The following is a 16711-nucleotide window of genomic DNA, read 5'->3' as shown; positions in this document are numbered from 1 at the left end:
AAGCACCAATCGACATGAGCACCAAGTGACAACTGACAATTTTGAACGCACTTTGCCCGGCGACGGCGCGTCCCCCGGTACCGCCCTGCCGGACAGCCGGTCCCTGGAAGAGCGCATTCTCGGCGGTTTGGACGACGAGCAGCGGGAGGTTGCGAGCACGCTGAACGGCCCCCTCTGCGTGCTCGCGGGTGCAGGCACCGGCAAGACGCGGGCCATCACCCACCGCATTGCCTATGGGGTGCACTCAGGCGTCTACAGCCCGCAGCGGCTGTTGGCCGTGACCTTTACTGCGCGCGCTGCGGCGGAGATGCGGAGCCGGCTCCGGGATCTGGGGGTGGGCAACGTCCAGGCGCGGACGTTCCACGCTGCAGCGCTGAGGCAGCTGCAATTCTTCTGGCCGCAGGCCGTCGGCGGAGCACTGCCGAACCTCCTCGACCACAAGGCGCAGATGATCGCCGAAGCCGCCCGCCGCCTCCGGCTCAGCACAGACCGTGCATCCATCAGGGACCTTGCCTCCGAGATCGAGTGGGCCAAGGTATCCATGCTGACGCCGGCGAACTACCTCGAGAATGCGCAGGACCGCGGCAACCCCGGAGGGTTCGACCTGACAGCCGTGGCGAGGGTGTTCCAGTCCTATGAGGACGTCAAAACGGACCGCAACGTCATCGACTTTGAGGACGTCCTGCTGATCACTGTCGGGATCCTGCAGGAGGACCCGAAGGTGGCAGCCACTGTCCGCGAACAGTACCGCCACTTCGTGGTGGACGAATACCAGGACGTTTCGCCGTTGCAACAGCGGCTCCTGGAGCTCTGGCTGGGCGGACGCGACGAGCTGTGCGTCGTAGGCGATGCCAGCCAGACCATCTACTCGTTTACCGGCGCCTCACCCAAACACCTGCTCGGTTTCAAAGCCATGTACCCCGGCGCCAACGTCGTCAAACTGATCCGGGATTACCGCTCCACGCCCCAGGTGGTCAAGCTGGCCAATGACCTGCTCGCGGGACGGCGCAGCGGCGGCCCTGTGGCGGACGCCGCGTGGGCGGCGCCGCTCAAGCTCGTCGCGCAACGGCAGCCGGGGCCTCCGCCGCAGTTCACTGAGTGCGCGGACGATGAAGCCGAAGCCGCCACGGTAGCTATCAAGATCCGCGAACTGCTCGACGCCGGCACTCCGGCCAGCGAGATCGCCGTGCTGTTCCGCACCAACGGGCAGTCCGAGGCCTATGAACAGGCTTTGGCTTCGGCCGGAATCGGCTATCAGTTGCGCGGCGGAGAACGGTTCTTCGCCCGCAAGGAAGTCCGGGACGCAATCCTCCAACTAAGGGCTGCCACCCGGGCCGCTGCCGAAACCTCGGAACCCGAGCCCCTGGGCCAGCTGGTCCGGGACATCGTGGCGTCCCTGGGCTACACGGAATCCGCCCCGCACAACGGCGGAGCGCTGCGGGAACGCTGGGAGTCGCTGGCCGCACTGGTTGCACTGGCGGATGAGCTGGTGCTGAGCCGGGGCCCACAGTTCAGCCTCTCGGATTTTGTCAACGAACTGCAGGAACGGTCGCTTGCCCAGCATGCCCCCACCGTTCAAGGGGTGACCCTGGCGTCGCTGCACGCCGCCAAGGGCCTCGAATGGGATGCGGTCTTCCTCGTGGGCCTCTGCGAAGGGCTCATGCCGATCTCGTTCGCCGACTCCCCGGAGGACGTGGATGAGGAGCGCCGGTTGCTCTATGTGGGCATCACCCGGGCGCGGGAGCATCTGTCGCTGTCCTGGTCGTTGGCCCGGACCCCCGGCGGCAGGGCCAACCGGAAGCCGTCACGGTTCCTGGACGGCCTTCGGCCGGATTCGGTGGCCAGTTCGACGGCGCGCGGCAAGGGTCCGGCTCCCCGGCGGAAGGCGGCCACACCCGCGATGTGCCGGGTCTGCGGAAGCATGCTGTCCACCGGTGCCGAACGCAAAGTCGGCCGCTGCAGCCAGTGCCCGCCGAGCTATGAAGAACAGACCTTCGACGCGCTGCGCCAGTGGCGGAAGGACGTGGCTCTTGCAGCCGAAGTTCCGGCGTTCGTGGTGTTTACCGATGCGACGTTGACTGCCATCGCGGAGGCACGGCCGGCGTCCCTGGAGGAATTGTCCCAGCTGGCCGGAATCGGTCCCTCGAAGCTGGAAAAATACGGCGAGGCAGTGCTCGAGGTCCTCACGGAAAGCGGCAGCGCCTGATGGCCGGAAGCGCCCAACCACGGGCGATTCCGCTGACCACTTCCGACGGGGCCCCGGTGTTGGTCCGCCGTTCCGCGCGCCGGCGCCGGACCGTGGCCGCGTTCTGGGAGAACGGCACGGCCGTGGTGGCCATCCCCGCCCATTTCAGCAAGGCACAGGAAAGCGAATGGGTCCACCGGATGCTGGAGAAGCTCCGGCTGCAGGGAGTCCGGCGGTCGCGCGGGGCAGGACAACGCAAGCCGGCCACTGACGCCGCGCTTGCCGCGCACGCAGCCGAACTGTCGGCCAAGTACCTTGGGGGCCGTTCCGTGCCGACTTCGGTGCGCTGGGTCAGTAACCAGAACTCCCGCTGGGGTTCGGCCACACCGGCGGACGGAACCATCAGGCTTTCGGACAAGCTGCGGCCCATGCCGCAATGGGTGATCGACTACGTGCTGCTGCACGAACTGGCGCATCTGCTCGTCGCCGGGCACAACGCCGCGTTCTGGCGCCTCCTGGAGGCCTACCCCGAAACCCAGCGGGCCAAGGCGTTCCTGGAGGGCGTCGCGTTCGCCACGTCCCGCGGAATTTCACCGGACGTTGACGGAGAAAGCACGAGCACTGACGGAACCAACGTTCCGTCAGTGCTCAGCTAGCGGGCAGGAAAGCCAGCAGGTCAGGCCCGCGGCGTCCCGCCGTCGTCGTCCGTGCCTGCACCGCCCGTTTCCGTGCCGGTGCCGTCATTGTCGTGGTCGGAGCCGGCATCGTTCGCGGCCGGTTCGTCGAATCCGCCGTTCAACAGTTTCTGTAGGGCGTCATCCACTTCCGTATCGCTCGCTTCGGCGAGCTTGCGTCGCGCACTGAATCCCTGGGGGTCGTCCAGGTCCTCGCCCGTGGGCAGGAGGTCCGGATGCTGCCAGATGGCGTCCCGGCCCTCGGTGCCGCGTTCTTCCTTGAGGGACGCCCAGAGGGCGGCAGCCTCGCGGAGGCGGCGGGGACGCAGCTCCAGTCCCACCAGGGATGAGAAGGCGTGCTCTGCCGGGCCGCCGGTGGCACGGCGCCGCCGTACGGTCTCACGCAGTGCCGATGCCGAGGGCAGGAACTTCTCCGTGGCCGCTGCGGTCAGTTCATCCACCCAGCCTTCAACCAGGGCCAGCGCCGTTTCCAGTTTTTCCAGTGCCTGTTCCTGGGCGGGCGTCCGCTGGGGCATGAAGACACCCTGGGAGAGCGCTTCCTGGATGCCTTCGGGGTTGCCGGGGTCGATTTCCCGCGCCAGTTCCTCGATCTTGGACGTGTCAATGTGGATGCCGCGGGCATAGGCCTCGATGGCACCCAGGAGGTGGCCGCGGAGCCAGGGCACCTGGACGAAGAGCCGGGCGTGCGCCGCTTCCCGCACCGCCAGGAAAAGCCGGATATCGTTCTCGGGCAGGCTCAGGCCTTCGCCGAACTTGGCCACGTTGGCCGGGAGAAGGGCCATTTCAAGGTCGGCCAGCGGCACCCCGATGTCCGTTGAACTCACTACTTCCGCAGAGAGGGCCCCGATGGCCTGGCCGAGCTGCATGCCGAAGATGGCGCCGCCCATGTTCTGCAGCATGGATGAAGCCCCGCCCATCATGGACTTCATTTCTTCGGGCATCTGCTCGGTCATGGCGGTGGACAGTGCATTGGCAATGCTGTTGGCCACCGGTTCAGTGAGCCGCTTCCACGTGCCGAGCGTCTCCTCGACCCACTCTGCACGGGACCATGCGCGGCCGATCAAGCCTGTCGCGGGGAGGTCCGTGACCTGGTCAAGCCACAGTTCGGCCAAGCGCAGTGCCTCATCGACATCGCGCGACTGTTGCGCCGTGACCGAGGGGTCGGTGCCGCTCGCCGCTACCCGCCTCGCGTTGTCGTGGGCAAGCTGCCAGTTGACGGGCCCTTCAGAGGGGGCGCTCATCATGGCCTGTACCTGCGAGAACATCTGGGCAAGCAGGTTCGGATCATCAGGAAGGCCTGCGGCCTTGGCCAGTTCGGCGGGGTCTATGTCGCCCATGCCCTTCCCGCCCATAAGGTTCTGAAGCATTTCCGCAAGCGGATCCTTGGGGTTGTCGTCGTCGCCATTGGACGGATTGAGTGGGTTGGAGGTCATGATCCCGCCGATCGTCGGTGTGACTGTTGCTCACCTTCACGGTACCCCGGTGCGTTGGCGGCTGTCTGCCGAATCCGGCCCCGTTCGCTGTAGGCAAAGAGCGGCACCGCCTGCTCAACGCGTAGTGTTAGTAATCGGAATATTTGCAGGCTGCCGTCAGTGCGATCCGGTTCAGCCACGGGGCCGCGTCCGCGGGCGCAGGTACGGAGAGGTCCTTCATTGACAATCACTCAGGGTGACCAGGTTCCGGGGGATCCGGCGGAATCCGGAAACGGCAGCGGGAGCACACGCGGCAGTCTTTTGCGCCGGCCTAAGTCCCGACGGGCCAAAGCACGCGACAACCGCTACCCCGCCATGGTGACCTCAGGGCTGGTGGCACTGGCACTGGGTGTCACCGCCGCGAGCCTTCCCGTGCCGTATGTCGTGGAATCGCCCGGGCCAACCTTTAACACCCTCGCCAATGACAACGGGAAACCGGTCATCAGCGTGACCGGCCGCGAGACGTTTCCGGCCAAGGGCAACCTGGACCTCACCACTGTCTATGTCGACGGCGGACCCAACGGCCCGGTCAGCGTGTTCGAGGCTTTCTCAGCCTGGCTGGATAAGTCGAAGGCTGTCTATCCGGAGGAGCTCATCTTTCCGAGCGGGGTCACCAGGGAGGAATCCCAGCAGGAAAGTGCCGTGGCCATGACCACCTCCCAGGAGAACGCCACGGCTTCCGCCCTGAAGGAACTTGATATTCCCTTTGAGCAGAAACTGCGGGTGGCGGACCTTGCAGAGCGGTCGGCGTCCGCCGGAAAACTGCAGGCCGGCGATGTGTTCAACACTGTGAACGGCAAGCCTGTGACGTCGCTCAGCGTGGTGCAGGAGGAACTTGCCGCCGGGCAGGGGAAGCCGGCCACGGTCGTCGTCGACCGGAACGGTTCGCCGGTGACCGAAACCATCACCCCCACCGAGAACGCGGCAGGCAAGTTCATCCTCGGTGTGCTGCTGCAGTACGACTTCAAGTTTCCCTTTGACGTCAAGATTTCCCTCGACAAGGTGGGCGGCCCCAGCGCGGGCATGATGTTCGCCCTGGGCATCATCGACACCGTCACGCCGGGGGACCTGACCGGAGGCAAACACATCGCCGGGACCGGCACCATCACGCCCGACGGCGTCGTGGGATCCATCGGCGGGATCGGACAGAAGATGTACGGGGCCAGGGCGGACGGCGCCGACGTGTTCCTGGCGCCGGCGGCCAACTGCTCGGAAGTGGTGGGACACATTCCGGACGGGTTGCAGGTGGTCAAAGTCGAGAACCTGGCTGAGGCGCGGGAAGCCGTCACCGTGATCGGTTCAGGCGGGGACACATCCGGGCTTCCCGCGTGCACCAGCAACTAGACTAATTGCAGGAACTAAGCACCAGTGCCACTCGTGGCACTAGTGACTGTTGCTGAGCCCCGTCTTCGGGGCGACGCGGTAGTTCCAGCAGCACATCATCACGCGCACCTTTACAAGACCAGTAACTGACAACCAGCTATGAGGTACCGAGTTTGTCCCGTCCCGCCAGCTCCACTCCGCCCGGAAGACCCCAGCCAAGGCGAGGTGCCTTGACGCCGACGTTGATCGTCGTAGCACTGGTTGTGGTCGGATTCATCTTCTTCGCCAATGTCTGGACCGATGTCCTCTGGTACCAGCAGCTCGGGTTCTTTGAAGTATTCCTCACGGAGAACCTGGCCCGGATCATTATCTTCCTTGCCGGCTTCGCGCTGATGTTCGTTGCCATGTTCTATGCCATCCGCATCGCGTACCACGCCCGTCCCGTCTACGCGCCGGACTCGGAGATCAGGGACAACCTGAACCGCTACCAGGCGCAACTGGAACCCGTCCGCCGCGTGGTCATGATCGGCCTGCCGGTGCTGTTCGGTCTCTTTGCCGGAAGCGCTGCCGCCAGCCAGTGGCAGAAAGTGCTGCTGTTCCTGAACCAGGAGCCGTTCGGCCAGAACGATCCGCAGTTCAACCTGGACATCAGCTTCTACCTGATGACCCTTCCGTTCCTTGGCTTCGTGACCGGCTTCCTCATCAGCGTTGTTGTGGTCGCCGGTATCGCGGGAATCCTGACGCACTACCTCTACGGCAGCATCCGGATCATGGAACGCGGCATCTTCACCAGCCGTGCCGCGCAAATCCACCTCGCCGTCACCGGTGCGGTCTTCCTGCTTCTGCTTGGCGTGAACTTCTGGCTGGACCGCTATTCCTCAGTTCAGAACAGCAACGGACGCTGGGCCGGCGCCCTTTACACGGACGTCAACGCCGTCATCCCCACCAAGTCGATCCTGGCTGTAGCGGCTGCGCTGGTGGCAATCCTGTTCATCGTCGCCGCAGTGATCGGCAAATGGCGCCTGCCCGTCATCGGCACGGCAATGCTGGTCATCACCTCCATCCTTGCCGGCGGTGTCTACCCGTGGGTCATCCAGCAGTTCCAGGTGCGCCCGTCGGAACAGACCTTGGAGAGGCAGTTCATCGAGCGGAACATCAGCATGACCCGTGCCGCCTACGGCCTGGATAAGATCCAGGAGAAGCGGTACAACGCCACCACTAACGCCACCACGGGCGCCCTGGCACCGGACGCGCAGACCACTGCCAATATCCGCCTCCTGGACCCGAACCTGATTTCGGACGCCTTCTCCCAGCTCGAGCAGTACCGTCCCTACTACCAGTTCCCGAGCGCGCTCAACGTGGACCGGTATGAAGTTGACGGCAAGGTGCAGGACACTGTGATTGCCGTCCGCGAGCTGAACCCGGACGGCCTCAGCGCCAACCAGCAGTCCTGGCTGAACCGGCACGTGGTCTACACCCACGGTTACGGCGTAGTGGCCGCCAAGGGCAACAAGTTCACCGCCGACGGCAAGCCTGAGTTCCTGCAGGCCGGCATTCCATCCACCGGCGTGCTCGGCAACGATTCGACCTACCAGCCCCGGATCTACTTCGGCGAAAACTCGCCCGAGTACTCGATCGTAGGGGCACCCGAGGGTTCGCCGCACCGTGAGCAGGACCGCCCTGCCGGCAAGGAGGGCGACGGCGAAACCCAGTACACCTTCACCGGCAACGGCGGCCCGAACGTGGGCAGCTTCTTCAACAAGGTCCTCTACGCCATCAAGTTCCAATCGTCCGACCTGCTGCTGTCCGACGGCGTGAACACCGAGTCGCAGATCCTCTACGACCGCAACCCGAGGGACCGCGTCGAAAAGGTTGCCCCCTACCTCACGGTCGACGGCAACGCCTACCCGGCGGTGGTTGACGGCCGCGTGAAGTGGATAGTGGACGGCTACACCACCAGCCAGTACTATCCGTACTCGCAGCAGGAGCAGCTTTCCGCGGCCACCGCAGATTCGCAGACCACGGCCGGACGCACGGTCGCCTTGCCGAACAGCTCGGTGAACTACATCCGCAACTCCGTGAAGGCAACGGTTGACGCCTATGACGGCTCGGTGACGCTTTATGCCTGGGACGACCAGGACCCCGTGCTGAAGGCCTGGCAGAACGTCTTCCCGACCTCCCTGAAGCCGTACTCGGAGATGTCCGGTGCGCTCATGAGCCACGTCCGCTACCCCGAGGATCTGTTCAAGGTTCAGCGTGAGCTGCTGGGCCGCTACCACGTCACCCAGCCGGACAACTTCTACACGAACAACGATGCCTGGTCCGTGCCGAACGATCCAACGGTCAAGGAAGAGGTCAAGCAGCCGCCGTTCTACATGTCACTGCAGATGCCTGACCAGGACAAGCCGGCCTTCCAGCTCACCTCCTCGTTCATTCCGCAGGTGGTCAACGGGACCGCCCGCAACGTGCTCTATGGCTTCCTGGCTGCGGACTCCGATGCCGGCAACCAGAAGGGCGTGAAGGCGGAAAGCTACGGCCAGCTCCGGCTTCTGCAGATTCCCCCGGAAGCTCAGGTCCCGGGCCCGGGCCAGGCCCAGAACAAGTTCAACTCCGATCCCACGGTGTCCCAGGCGTTGAACCTGCTCCGGCAAGGCGCGTCCGCCGTCCTCAACGGCAACCTGCTGACCCTCCCGGTGGGCGGCGGTTTGCTGTACGTGCAGCCCGTCTACCTGCGCTCCACGGGCGAAACGTCCTACCCCACACTGCAGCGCGTGCTGGTTGCCTTCGGTGACAAGATCGGGTTCGCGCCGACATTGGATGAAGCGCTGAACCAGCTCTTCGGCGGCCAGTCGGGCGCCAAGGCCGGTGACTTTGCCAACAACGGCCAGACGCCGCCGCCCGCAGCCGGAGGAAGCACTCCGCCGGCCACCGGTGGTACGGACGCCAAGGCGGAGCTGAAGGCCGCGCTGGATGAGGCGAACGCAGCCATCCGTGCCGGCCAGGAGGCTCTGGCCAAGGGGGACTTCGCCGCCTACGGCGAGCAGCAGAAGAAGCTGTCCGCGGCCCTGCAGAAGGCGATCGACGCCGAAGCGAAGCTCGGTGCCGAAGGTGCCTCGCCGACGCCGGGAGCCACCACGGCTCCCACGGCGGCCCCGTCGGCTACCGCGACGCCGTCGCCGTCTCCGAGCAATTGATCAGGAGGGCGGCCTCCCCGTAACGCCCGCCCGCGCCAGCCGGTTTTCCCCTCCACAAGGGCCGGTTTTCCCTTCCACAAGGAAGGGGAAACCGGCCTTTGCCGTTTCCGGCGGGGAACCAATTCCCGGGCCGGGTAGCGCCGGTCCGGAAGGCCGGTTTCGGCGCGGAGACGCAGATCACGTCCTCTCAATTTGGTCTGAAGTTCACCGGCAGGTAGTGTTGTTCTTGCGACGCGGGGTGGAGCAGTTCGGTAGCTCGCTGGGCTCATAACCCAGAGGTCACAGGTTCAAATCCTGTCCCCGCAACTGATGGAAAAGGCCCGGAAAACTCGAAAGAGATTTCCGGGCCTTTTGCTTTGCCGCCACCGGGTTGCTCCTGGACCGTCCGGCGGTCGGTCCGGCGGGCCGTCGAGCGGACCGCACGGCGGGCCGTCCGGCGCGTCGGCCGTGGCCCGGCCTTGGTGGTGGTCGGGGCGGTCCCAAAAGTAGGGTAGTGTTGATCAAGCGACGCGGGGTGGAGCAGTTCGGTAGCTCGCTGGGCTCATAACCCAGAGGTCACAGGTTCAAATCCTGTCCCCGCAACCATATGAGAGGCCCTGACCGGCAATTATTCCGGTCAGGGCCTCTTTTCTTGTCTGAAGCACAGCGACTACTAGCATTTCCTAGTATTCTCATTCGCGGAGGCAACGTCCTGCGGTGCCACGTGGCTGTTCGATGTCGATCGCCGCATGGGCAGGCCGTCGCTGCCAGGAAGTGGACGCTATATTGCGGGGCATGACCGCCGCCTCGCACGGGTTCGCTCTTCCGCTGTTCATGATTCAAGCTATTAAGGCGCACTTAACCCGGCCGCCGCTCCTGTCGGTGCACCCGGCAGGGTGGACCCCCCTGTTTCTAGTCGATCATTCTCGAGAGGAATGCTGCTCGATGTCTCTACCAACCAAGAAGAAGTCCGGAACTGCGAAGAGCAAATGGGCCAAGCTGTACTGGGCAGTGCCGGCCGCGCTCGTAGCCCTTCTTCTCGTGGTACTGCTCGCTAAGTGGGTCACAGGGCTCGCCGGGGTAAAGGACTTCCTGGCGGCCTACCCGGGCCATTCAGAGCTGCCCGAGGGAACTCCCGTGGGCTTCCCGGCATGGCTGGCGTGGCAACACTTCCTCAACGGCTTCTTCCTGCTGCTGATCATCCGTTCCGGCTGGCAGGTGCGCACGCAGACGCGTCCGGCCGCCTACTGGACCCGGAACAACAAGGGCCTGGTCCGCACCAGGAACGCGCCGACGAAGATCAGCCTGGCGCTGTGGTTCCATCTCGTCCTTGACGCGCTGTGGATCCTCAACGGCATCGTGTTCGCCGTCCTCCTCTTCGCCACCGGCCAGTGGGCCAGGATCGTGCCTACCAGCTGGGATGTCTTCCCCAACGCGCTCTCGGCCGCGCTGCAGTACGCCTCGCTGAACTGGCCAACGGAGAACGGCTGGGTCAATTACAACGCCCTCCAGCTGCTGACGTACTTCCTCACTGTCTTCATCGCGGCGCCCCTGGCGTTCATCACAGGCCTGCGGATGTCCTCGGCGTGGCCCAAGAATGCCAAGGCGCTGAACAAGGCCTACCCGATCGAGGCTGCCCGCGCCGTGCACTTCCCGGTGATGATCTACTTCGTCGCTTTCATTGTGGTCCACGTTTTCCTGGTGCTGGCCACCGGCGCCCTCCGGAACCTCAACCACATGTACGGCGGCAGCGACGACGTCAGCTGGGTGGGATTCGGCATCTTCGCGGCGTCAGTTGCCGTGATGGTCGCCGCCTGGTTCCTGGCACGCCCGCTCTTCCTGAGTCCCATAGCTTCCCTGATGGGCAAGGTCAGCAGCCGCTGAGCGGTCCGCAGCGGGGGCTCCTGAACCGTGCCGCCGGTTAGCTGTCCTTGAGCTTCTGGTAGGTCTCCAGGGCCCTCTCACGTGACTCCGGCAAGCCAACCACAGGCTCGGGATACCCGGCGGCCAGTTCCGGCGCTTTCCACGGTTCGTGGATCTCTTTGTCACTGAGGTCCGCGATTTCCGGAATGAACTCCCGCAGGTAGCGGCCGGCGGCGTCGAATTTCTTGCTTTGCGTCACGGGGTTGAAGATCCGGAAATAGGGGGAGGCGTCCGCTCCGGAGCCCGCCACCCATTGCCAGTTGGCCGGGTTGCTTGCGGAATCGGCGTCCACCAGCGTGTCCCAGAACCACGCTTCGCCCAGCCTCCAGTCCGCGAGCAGGTTCTTCACCAGGAAGGACGCGGCAGCCATGCGGACGCGGTTGTGCATCCAACCCGTCTGCCACAGCTGGCGCATTCCCGCGTCCACCAGCGGGTAGCCCGTCCGGCCCTGCTGCCAGGCTTCCAGTTCGGCGTCCGATGGCGTCTGCCACTCAAACGGGTCAAAGTCGGGACGGTAGTTTCGGCTGGCCAGTTCCGGGTTCTCGTATAGAAGCTGCCAGCAAAACTCGCGCCAGCCCAATTCGGAGCGGAAGATTCCGACGTCGGCGGGAGCCTGGCGCGGGAAGCGCTCACGGAGCGCATGCCAGACGCGGAAGGGACTGATTTCACCAAAGCGAAGGTGGGGGGAGAGGCGGCTGGTGCCTTCGACTCCCGGCCGATCGCGGCCGAATCCATACTCTTCGACAGGGCCGTCCAGAAAGTCCTCCAGCCGGCTGTGGGCGCCGGCTTCGCCGGGCGTCCACTGTTCTGCGAGTCCTGCGCTCCAGTCGGGCGTGCGGGGGAGCAGCGCCCAGCCATCCAGGTCGTCGCTTTGCGGCAGCCCGCCGTCTCTGTGCCCGGCTGGATGAGGCAGGGTGCCCGGGGCATCGGCGGGCACCCGTGGCTCCCCGCTTTCGAGGCAGGCGCGCCAGAATGGCGTGAATACCTTGTACGGCCCGCCTGCCCCGGTGCGGACGGTCCATGGCTCGAACATGAGGCTGGCCTGGAAGCTCGCCGCATCAAGTCCCTGTTCCCCTGCCCAGGCTTTGACCCCGGCGTCGACGCTGCGTTCGGGTCCGCCGTACCTGCGGTTCCACCTGAGGTGGGTGGCTCCGGTGTCGGCGGCCAGCTCCTGGATGATTCCGGCGGCGCTCCCGCGTCGAAGGACCAGCCGGGAGCCCGCCGCTTCCAGGGCGCCGGCCAGGGACGCCAGTGAATGGTGGAGCCACCACTTGGCCGCCCCGCCAAGGGGCCGCACCCCCGGTGATTCTTCATCCAGGATGTAGACGACGGTCAGCGGGTGGCCCAGGGCCGCCGCATCGGCCAGGGCCGGATTGTCATCGAGGCGAAGGTCGTCACGGAGCCAGACAATGGTGGAAGGCATGGTTCCAAGGTACACGCAGCACGGCGCTATTTACCGGCCGGTAACTTGGCCGTAGACTCGCTCCAGTCGTCCCCTGCGTTCATTCTCCGCACGGACGGTTCCGTTCGGATCAGGCCTTTTCCTGTTGACATCGGCACCCGGCTGGAGGCGGCCGGATGCCGGCCACCTGTTCGCCGCAACGTTGCCGCGCGCAGAAAAAAGGATGACCAATGAAGCTACTCCTTTCCCCGGCCACGCGGCCCGGGACAGCTCGCCGGTGGCGCTGGGCCACCAGGGCGCTCGTTGCGGCAATCGCATCCGCTGCCACTGTGTCCGCTGTCATTGCCCCTCCGGCCCACGCAGCGCCCGTCGGCGGCGATGAGTGGGTGGTCAGCGTAGGGGATTCCTACATTTCGGGGGAAGCGGGCCGCTGGGCCGGCAACTCGAGCGATCCCGGCCAGACTGATGCGCTGGGTGACGCGGCCTATCTTGATGCCGGTCAATCCGAGAGCACGGCCGGCTGCCACCGCTCCTCCTCGGCGGAGATCAGGATCGGGCAGGCACAGTCAGCGAATCTGGCGTGTTCCGGTGCCAAGACGGCCACGTCCTGGAACTCCTCCGGCGAATTCAAGCCGGGACTGGATTTCTACAAGGATGCTGCAGGCAATATGGGTCAGGCCCTTGCCCTGCAGAACTTCGCATCGGCCCACCGGGTCACGATGGTGGTGGTCTCCGTGGGCGGAAACGATCTTGGGTTTGCCGGCATCATCGCCACCTGTGTCTCGAAGTTCATGACCAGCCCGTCCTGGGCTCCGAGTTACTGCAAGGACTCCACCACGGTAGCTACGAACTTTTCGGCCACCAACCGGGCCGCAGTGGCATCCCGGATCGGCGCCTCGCTCGCGAACGTGGCCAAGGCCATGGCCGGCGCCGGCTACGCGCCCGGTGAATACAGCCTGCTGGTGCAAAACTACGTCTCGCCCCTGCCACGGAGTTCCAACATCGCCTACTCCGAAGCAGGGTTCAACAGGCAGAGCACCTACGGCTGCGGATTCTGGAACGCGGACCTGGATTGGGCTTCGGGTACTGCCGTCCCCGCCATCAACTCCACCATTTCGGCCGGCATCGCTGCTTCGGGCCTGGACGGCGTTCACACGCTGAACGTGGCCGCGCTGTTTACCGGCCACGAACTGTGTGCGGACACAACGAAGAAGCTGAACAACACAGCGCTGACTGACTGGCGGAGCGCCGGCGCCGCGGACGTCAGCGAATGGATCAACGAGGTCCGGACCGCCAGTACCGTGTTCAGCGACTACTACATCCAGGAATCCCTGCATCCCAACTACTGGGGCCAGCTGGCCCTGCGCAACTGCGTGCGCCAGGTCTATAACGACGGCGATGTCCGTTCCGGGAGCTGCGTGGCGTCCGGAGCTGGGCTGACCACGGCAGGAGAACCTGCTGTCACTGTGCGCTAGCACTGCCCGCACTGAGCAACGCAGAGAGGCCGGGGCCCCTTGATGGGACCCCGGCCTCTCTGATGTCCGGCCAAACACCGGAGGCGGTGCCTAGAGCTTGTCGAAATCAGCTTCTTCAACAGTGGAGCCGTCAGCCGTGGAATTGGCCGACGATCCGATGGCAGGCTTCGCGCCGCCGGACTTCAAAGCCGCGAGCCGGGCTTCGATCTCGGTCTGTTCGCCGAGGTCTTCGAGCTGGTTGAACTGTGCGTCAAGGCTGGAAGCGGCCAGTTCCTGCTGACCGCGGACCTTGGCTTCTTCGCGGCGGATCTTCTCTTCGAAGCGGCCCACCTCGCTGGTGGGGTCCATGAAGTCGATGCTCTTGAGTGCGTCGTGAACCTGGGACTGCGCGGCGGCGGTCTTGGAGCGGGCCACCAGCTCATTGCGCTTGCTGGTCAGCTCGTTGAGCTTGCCCTTCATCTGGTCCAGGCCGGTCTTGAGCTTTTCCACAACTTCGGTCTGCGAAGCGATGCTGGGCTCGGCAGCCTTGGCCTCGTTCTCGGCCGACATCTGGCGCTGGATGGCGACCTTGGCCAAGTTGTCGAACTTCTGGGCGTCTACGGTGTCGCCGCTGTTCCGGTACTCGTCGGCCTTGCGGGACGCTGCCAGGGCCTTGTTGCCCCAGTCCTGGGCGTTCTTGACGTCCTCGTTGTAGTCGTCCTGGAGCATCCGCAGGTTTCCGATGGTCTGCGCAACGGCAGATTCAGCTTCGGCAATGTTGTTCGTGTAGTCGCGGACCATCTGGTCCAGCATTTTCTGCGGATCTTCAGCCTGGTCCAGCAAGGAGTTGATGTTCGCCTTTGCCAGCTGCGCCATACGGCCGAAAATGGACTGCTTAACCATGGTGTTGCCTTTCATCCTGCTCAGTGGTCGCCACTGAATTCAGTGAACAGTTGATGTACCGTTTCTACCCGGCGGCCGGCGGAACCGGCCGCCGCCTAGTCTGTGGATCGGCTAGAAGCTGCCGGCGTCTCCGCCACCGAAATCGCCGCCGCCGAAGTCCCCGCCTCCGCCGCCGAAATCGCCGCCACCCCAGCCGCCGCCGTCGCTGTGGCCGCCGCCCCAGCCGCCGCCGCTGCCTCCGTTGAGGATGGAGTTGATGAGGATGCCGCCCAGGATGGCGCCGCCGAGGCCACCGCCACCGCCGCCGCCGCCGCCGAACATACCGCCACGGCCATAGCCCTGGTTTGCGTAGCCGAAGCTGTCCACATCCCCCTGGGCGAGCTGCGCAGCCTGGGCTGCGAGTGCGTGGGCCTGCTGGGCATAGGTCAGGGCAGTGACGGGATCATTGCGGGATATGGACAGGGCATAGTCCAGATTCCGCTGGGCCTCGGCAAGGCGCGTCCGTGCCTCGGTTCCTACACCGCCGCGGCGTGCGGTGATGTAGTCCGAGGTGGCACTGATCTGGGCCTGGGCCGACATGATGGTCTGCTGCAGCGAGGCCTGCGCACGGCGGGCCTGCTCCTGCTGGTCGCGGATGCCGGTCAGGGACTGATCCAGTGACTGATGGGCCGCTTCCACCCGTTCCAGCGTGGCAATCGGATCGATCTTCCCACCTTGGATCTCCGCCTTGACCTGTGCCAGGGCAGCTTCCACTCCGGCTACCGGACCGGCAAGTTCCGGGTGGGCTCCCGACTGGATCATCGCCCTGGCCTGGGCGAGGTCCTGGGACGTGTCAACCACGGCGGCCTCAAGGCTGTTGCGTGCCTCGTCCAGGCTTCCGGAGACCTTCGTGATGGCTTCGAGCAATACTTTTGTCTGGTGCAGGCTTTCTTCGGCGGCGCGGACGGCAACCGCGGCCAGGCTGCCCTCGCCGGCGGCCAGCTTGTCCCTGGCAGTTGAGCTGGCATTTTGCACGAAGGCGAGCCGCTCCTTGGCCTGCCCGATGTTGTCCGAGACCTGGGCAAGGGCGCTGTCGGCATACTTGGCCCGCAGTTCAGTCAGCGTTTGCTCCGCACTGGCGATCCGGGCGTCAGCATCCTTGGCACCGGCGTTCACTGCGGCGAGGGCCTGCGGCGCGTTCTTCTCCAGCTCCCGCAGGGAGTCGAAGTCTGCCTTTTGTTCCTGGAGGGAAGCCAGTGCCGCCTCCGAACGGCGGATGATTTCGCCGAGCCAGCTGCGCTGCTGCTCTTCGGTGTCCGGAATGTGGTCGTCAAGCTGCTGCTGCAGCTTGAACGACTCGGACATGTGGCCCTTGGCTTCCTGCAGCGCCTTGGTGAAGTTCCCGACGGCGGCGTCTCCGTACTGCGCCTGGGCGAAGCCGAGTTCCTGCTCGCTCGAGTTGATGGCGTTGTCCGCCTCAATCAGCAGCGAACCGCTCTTCCGGCGCAGTTCGTCCACGCTGAGTGAAGCCAAGGGGTCCAGTTCCGCACCCTGCGGGCCATAGCTGGCGCTCGACGCTGCAGCCTTCTTTCGGCGGTTCCGGAAGTAGAGGTAAGCACCGGCGCCACCAGCCACAACGACGCCGGTGCCGACCAGTACTGCCGCTCCGGCACCATCACCGGACGAGACGGTTCCGCTGCCGCCACCGGCGGCGTCGCCGACCGCCGAGGCGGTGTCTATGGCGGCCTGGGCGTAGTCCTTCTTGCCACCGGCAAGGTTGGCCACGATGGCGTTCTGGGTGATGTTGCTCGTTTTGGAGGCTATGGAACTCGTTGAATTCGGGGCGAAATAGTACTTACCCTCGTCCGACATAGCCAGTATTACGTCGGCCTTGCCCATGCCCTTGTTCTTAGCCACTTCTTGGGCCCATGCCTTGGGATCCGTGGGGTTTTCGAACTTTTTCACGGTGACCACGTACAGGTTGTACTTGTGGTCCTTGAGGAGCTTCTGGATTGCGTCCTGCACTTCGGCCTTACGGCTTCCGAGGACATTGGCGTTGTCCACGATGTTTTGGCCGGACGGCATGGTCACCGGTGGTTCGGCCCAGGCTGAGGTGGCGGGGACCGCCAGCAACCCGGCAAGGCCGATCACGGCGAGGAGACGTTTGAACTTAGACCGCATGTGCAACCCTTCAGCACTTCT

General features: G+C 64.9%; 10 protein-coding genes and 2 tRNA genes. 8 read left to right on the top strand and 4 right to left on the bottom strand.

Going from position 1 to position 16711, the window contains the following annotated elements; all coding sequences use genetic code 11:
• Window positions 1-25 precede the first annotated feature (25 nt).
• Entirely contained in the window at window positions 26-2206 is a 2181-nt protein-coding gene (locus ACSQ12_RS14320; RefSeq protein ID WP_374100824.1) for an ATP-dependent DNA helicase UvrD2, read from the top strand.
• Entirely contained in the window at window positions 2206-2841 is a 636-nt protein-coding gene (locus ACSQ12_RS14315; protein ID WP_209743416.1) for a M48 metallopeptidase family protein, read from the top strand. Before ACSQ12_RS14320 ends, ACSQ12_RS14315 begins: the two co-directional genes overlap by 1 nt.
• 20 nt (window positions 2842-2861) lie before the next feature.
• Here ACSQ12_RS14315 and ACSQ12_RS14310 read toward each other — a convergent pair whose 3' ends face one another.
• Window positions 2862-4313: a zinc-dependent metalloprotease gene (locus tag ACSQ12_RS14310; protein ID WP_436065824.1), complete on the bottom strand. Its 1452-nt coding sequence runs from the start codon at window positions 4311-4313 to the stop codon at window positions 2862-2864.
• Window positions 4314-4532: 219 nt separating this feature from the next.
• Between ACSQ12_RS14310 and ACSQ12_RS14305 the strand changes: the two genes are divergently transcribed.
• The 5 genes from ACSQ12_RS14305 to ACSQ12_RS14285 all read left to right on the top strand — a co-directional run bounded on the left by ACSQ12_RS14305 (window position 4533) and on the right by ACSQ12_RS14285 (window position 10732).
• A complete protein-coding gene (locus ACSQ12_RS14305; RefSeq protein WP_436065823.1) occupies window positions 4533-5696 on the top strand; it encodes a YlbL family protein in 1164 nt (387 codons plus the stop codon).
• A 152-nt stretch (window positions 5697-5848) separates the two neighbouring features.
• Window positions 5849-8869, top strand: coding sequence for a UPF0182 family membrane protein (locus ACSQ12_RS14300; RefSeq protein ID WP_436065822.1), 3021 nt, complete (start codon window positions 5849-5851; stop codon window positions 8867-8869).
• 232 nt (window positions 8870-9101) lie between these two features.
• Window positions 9102-9175, top strand: a tRNA-Met gene (locus ACSQ12_RS14295).
• Window positions 9176-9377: 202 nt separating this feature from the next.
• Window positions 9378-9454, top strand: a tRNA-Met gene (locus ACSQ12_RS14290).
• Between the two features lie 339 nt (window positions 9455-9793).
• The gene (locus tag ACSQ12_RS14285) at window positions 9794-10732 is read left to right on the top strand and encodes a cytochrome b/b6 domain-containing protein (RefSeq protein ID WP_436065821.1); all 939 of its coding nucleotides are present in this window, start codon (window positions 9794-9796) and stop codon (window positions 10730-10732) included.
• A gap of 37 nt (window positions 10733-10769) precedes the next feature.
• Here ACSQ12_RS14285 and ACSQ12_RS14280 read toward each other — a convergent pair whose 3' ends face one another.
• A complete protein-coding gene (locus ACSQ12_RS14280; RefSeq protein ID WP_436065820.1) occupies window positions 10770-12194 on the bottom strand; it encodes a cryptochrome/photolyase family protein in 1425 nt (474 codons plus the stop codon).
• Window positions 12195-12403: 209 nt separating this feature from the next.
• On the opposite strand from ACSQ12_RS14280, the gene ACSQ12_RS14275 reads away from it, so the two are divergent.
• Window positions 12404-13648 (top strand): hypothetical protein, encoded by a 1245-nt coding sequence (locus ACSQ12_RS14275; RefSeq protein ID WP_436065819.1) that lies wholly within the window; start codon window positions 12404-12406, stop codon window positions 13646-13648.
• A gap of 90 nt (window positions 13649-13738) precedes the next feature.
• On the opposite strand, the gene ACSQ12_RS14270 is transcribed toward ACSQ12_RS14275, so the two are convergent.
• Both ACSQ12_RS14270 and ACSQ12_RS14265 read right to left on the bottom strand, forming a co-directional pair.
• A complete protein-coding gene (locus ACSQ12_RS14270; RefSeq protein ID WP_436065818.1) occupies window positions 13739-14530 on the bottom strand; it encodes a PspA/IM30 family protein in 792 nt (263 codons plus the stop codon).
• A 111-nt stretch (window positions 14531-14641) separates the two neighbouring features.
• Window positions 14642-16690, bottom strand: a complete 2049-nt coding sequence (locus ACSQ12_RS14265) for a TPM domain-containing protein (protein ID WP_436065817.1) — start codon at window positions 16688-16690, stop codon at window positions 14642-14644.
• Window positions 16691-16711 lie beyond the last annotated feature (21 nt).

Origin of the sequence: Arthrobacter sp. LjRoot14 (assembly GCF_964253905.1) — a bacterium.
Classification (GTDB): Bacteria; Actinomycetota; Actinomycetes; order Actinomycetales; family Micrococcaceae; genus Arthrobacter.
This window is presented reverse-complemented; position numbering and strand designations above follow the sequence as displayed.

Bases quoted from the DNA above. Each gene is read 5' to 3' on its own strand.
- ACSQ12_RS14315 (WP_209743416.1), top strand. From the start codon at position 2,206: ATGGCCGGAAGCGCCCAACCACGGGCGATTCCGCTGACCACTTCCGAC.
- ACSQ12_RS14310 (WP_436065824.1), bottom strand. From the start codon at position 4,313: ATGACCTCCAACCCACTCAATCCGTCCAATGGCGACGACGACAACCCC.
- ACSQ12_RS14285 (WP_436065821.1), top strand. From the start codon at position 9,794: ATGTCTCTACCAACCAAGAAGAAGTCCGGAACTGCGAAGAGCAAATGG.
- ACSQ12_RS14280 (WP_436065820.1), bottom strand. From the start codon at position 12,194: ATGCCTTCCACCATTGTCTGGCTCCGTGACGACCTTCGCCTCGATGAC.
- ACSQ12_RS14275 (WP_436065819.1), top strand. From the start codon at position 12,404: ATGAAGCTACTCCTTTCCCCGGCCACGCGGCCCGGGACAGCTCGCCGG.
- ACSQ12_RS14270 (WP_436065818.1), bottom strand. From the start codon at position 14,530: ATGGTTAAGCAGTCCATTTTCGGCCGTATGGCGCAGCTGGCAAAGGCG.
- ACSQ12_RS14265 (WP_436065817.1), bottom strand. From the start codon at position 16,690: ATGCGGTCTAAGTTCAAACGTCTCCTCGCCGTGATCGGCCTTGCCGGG.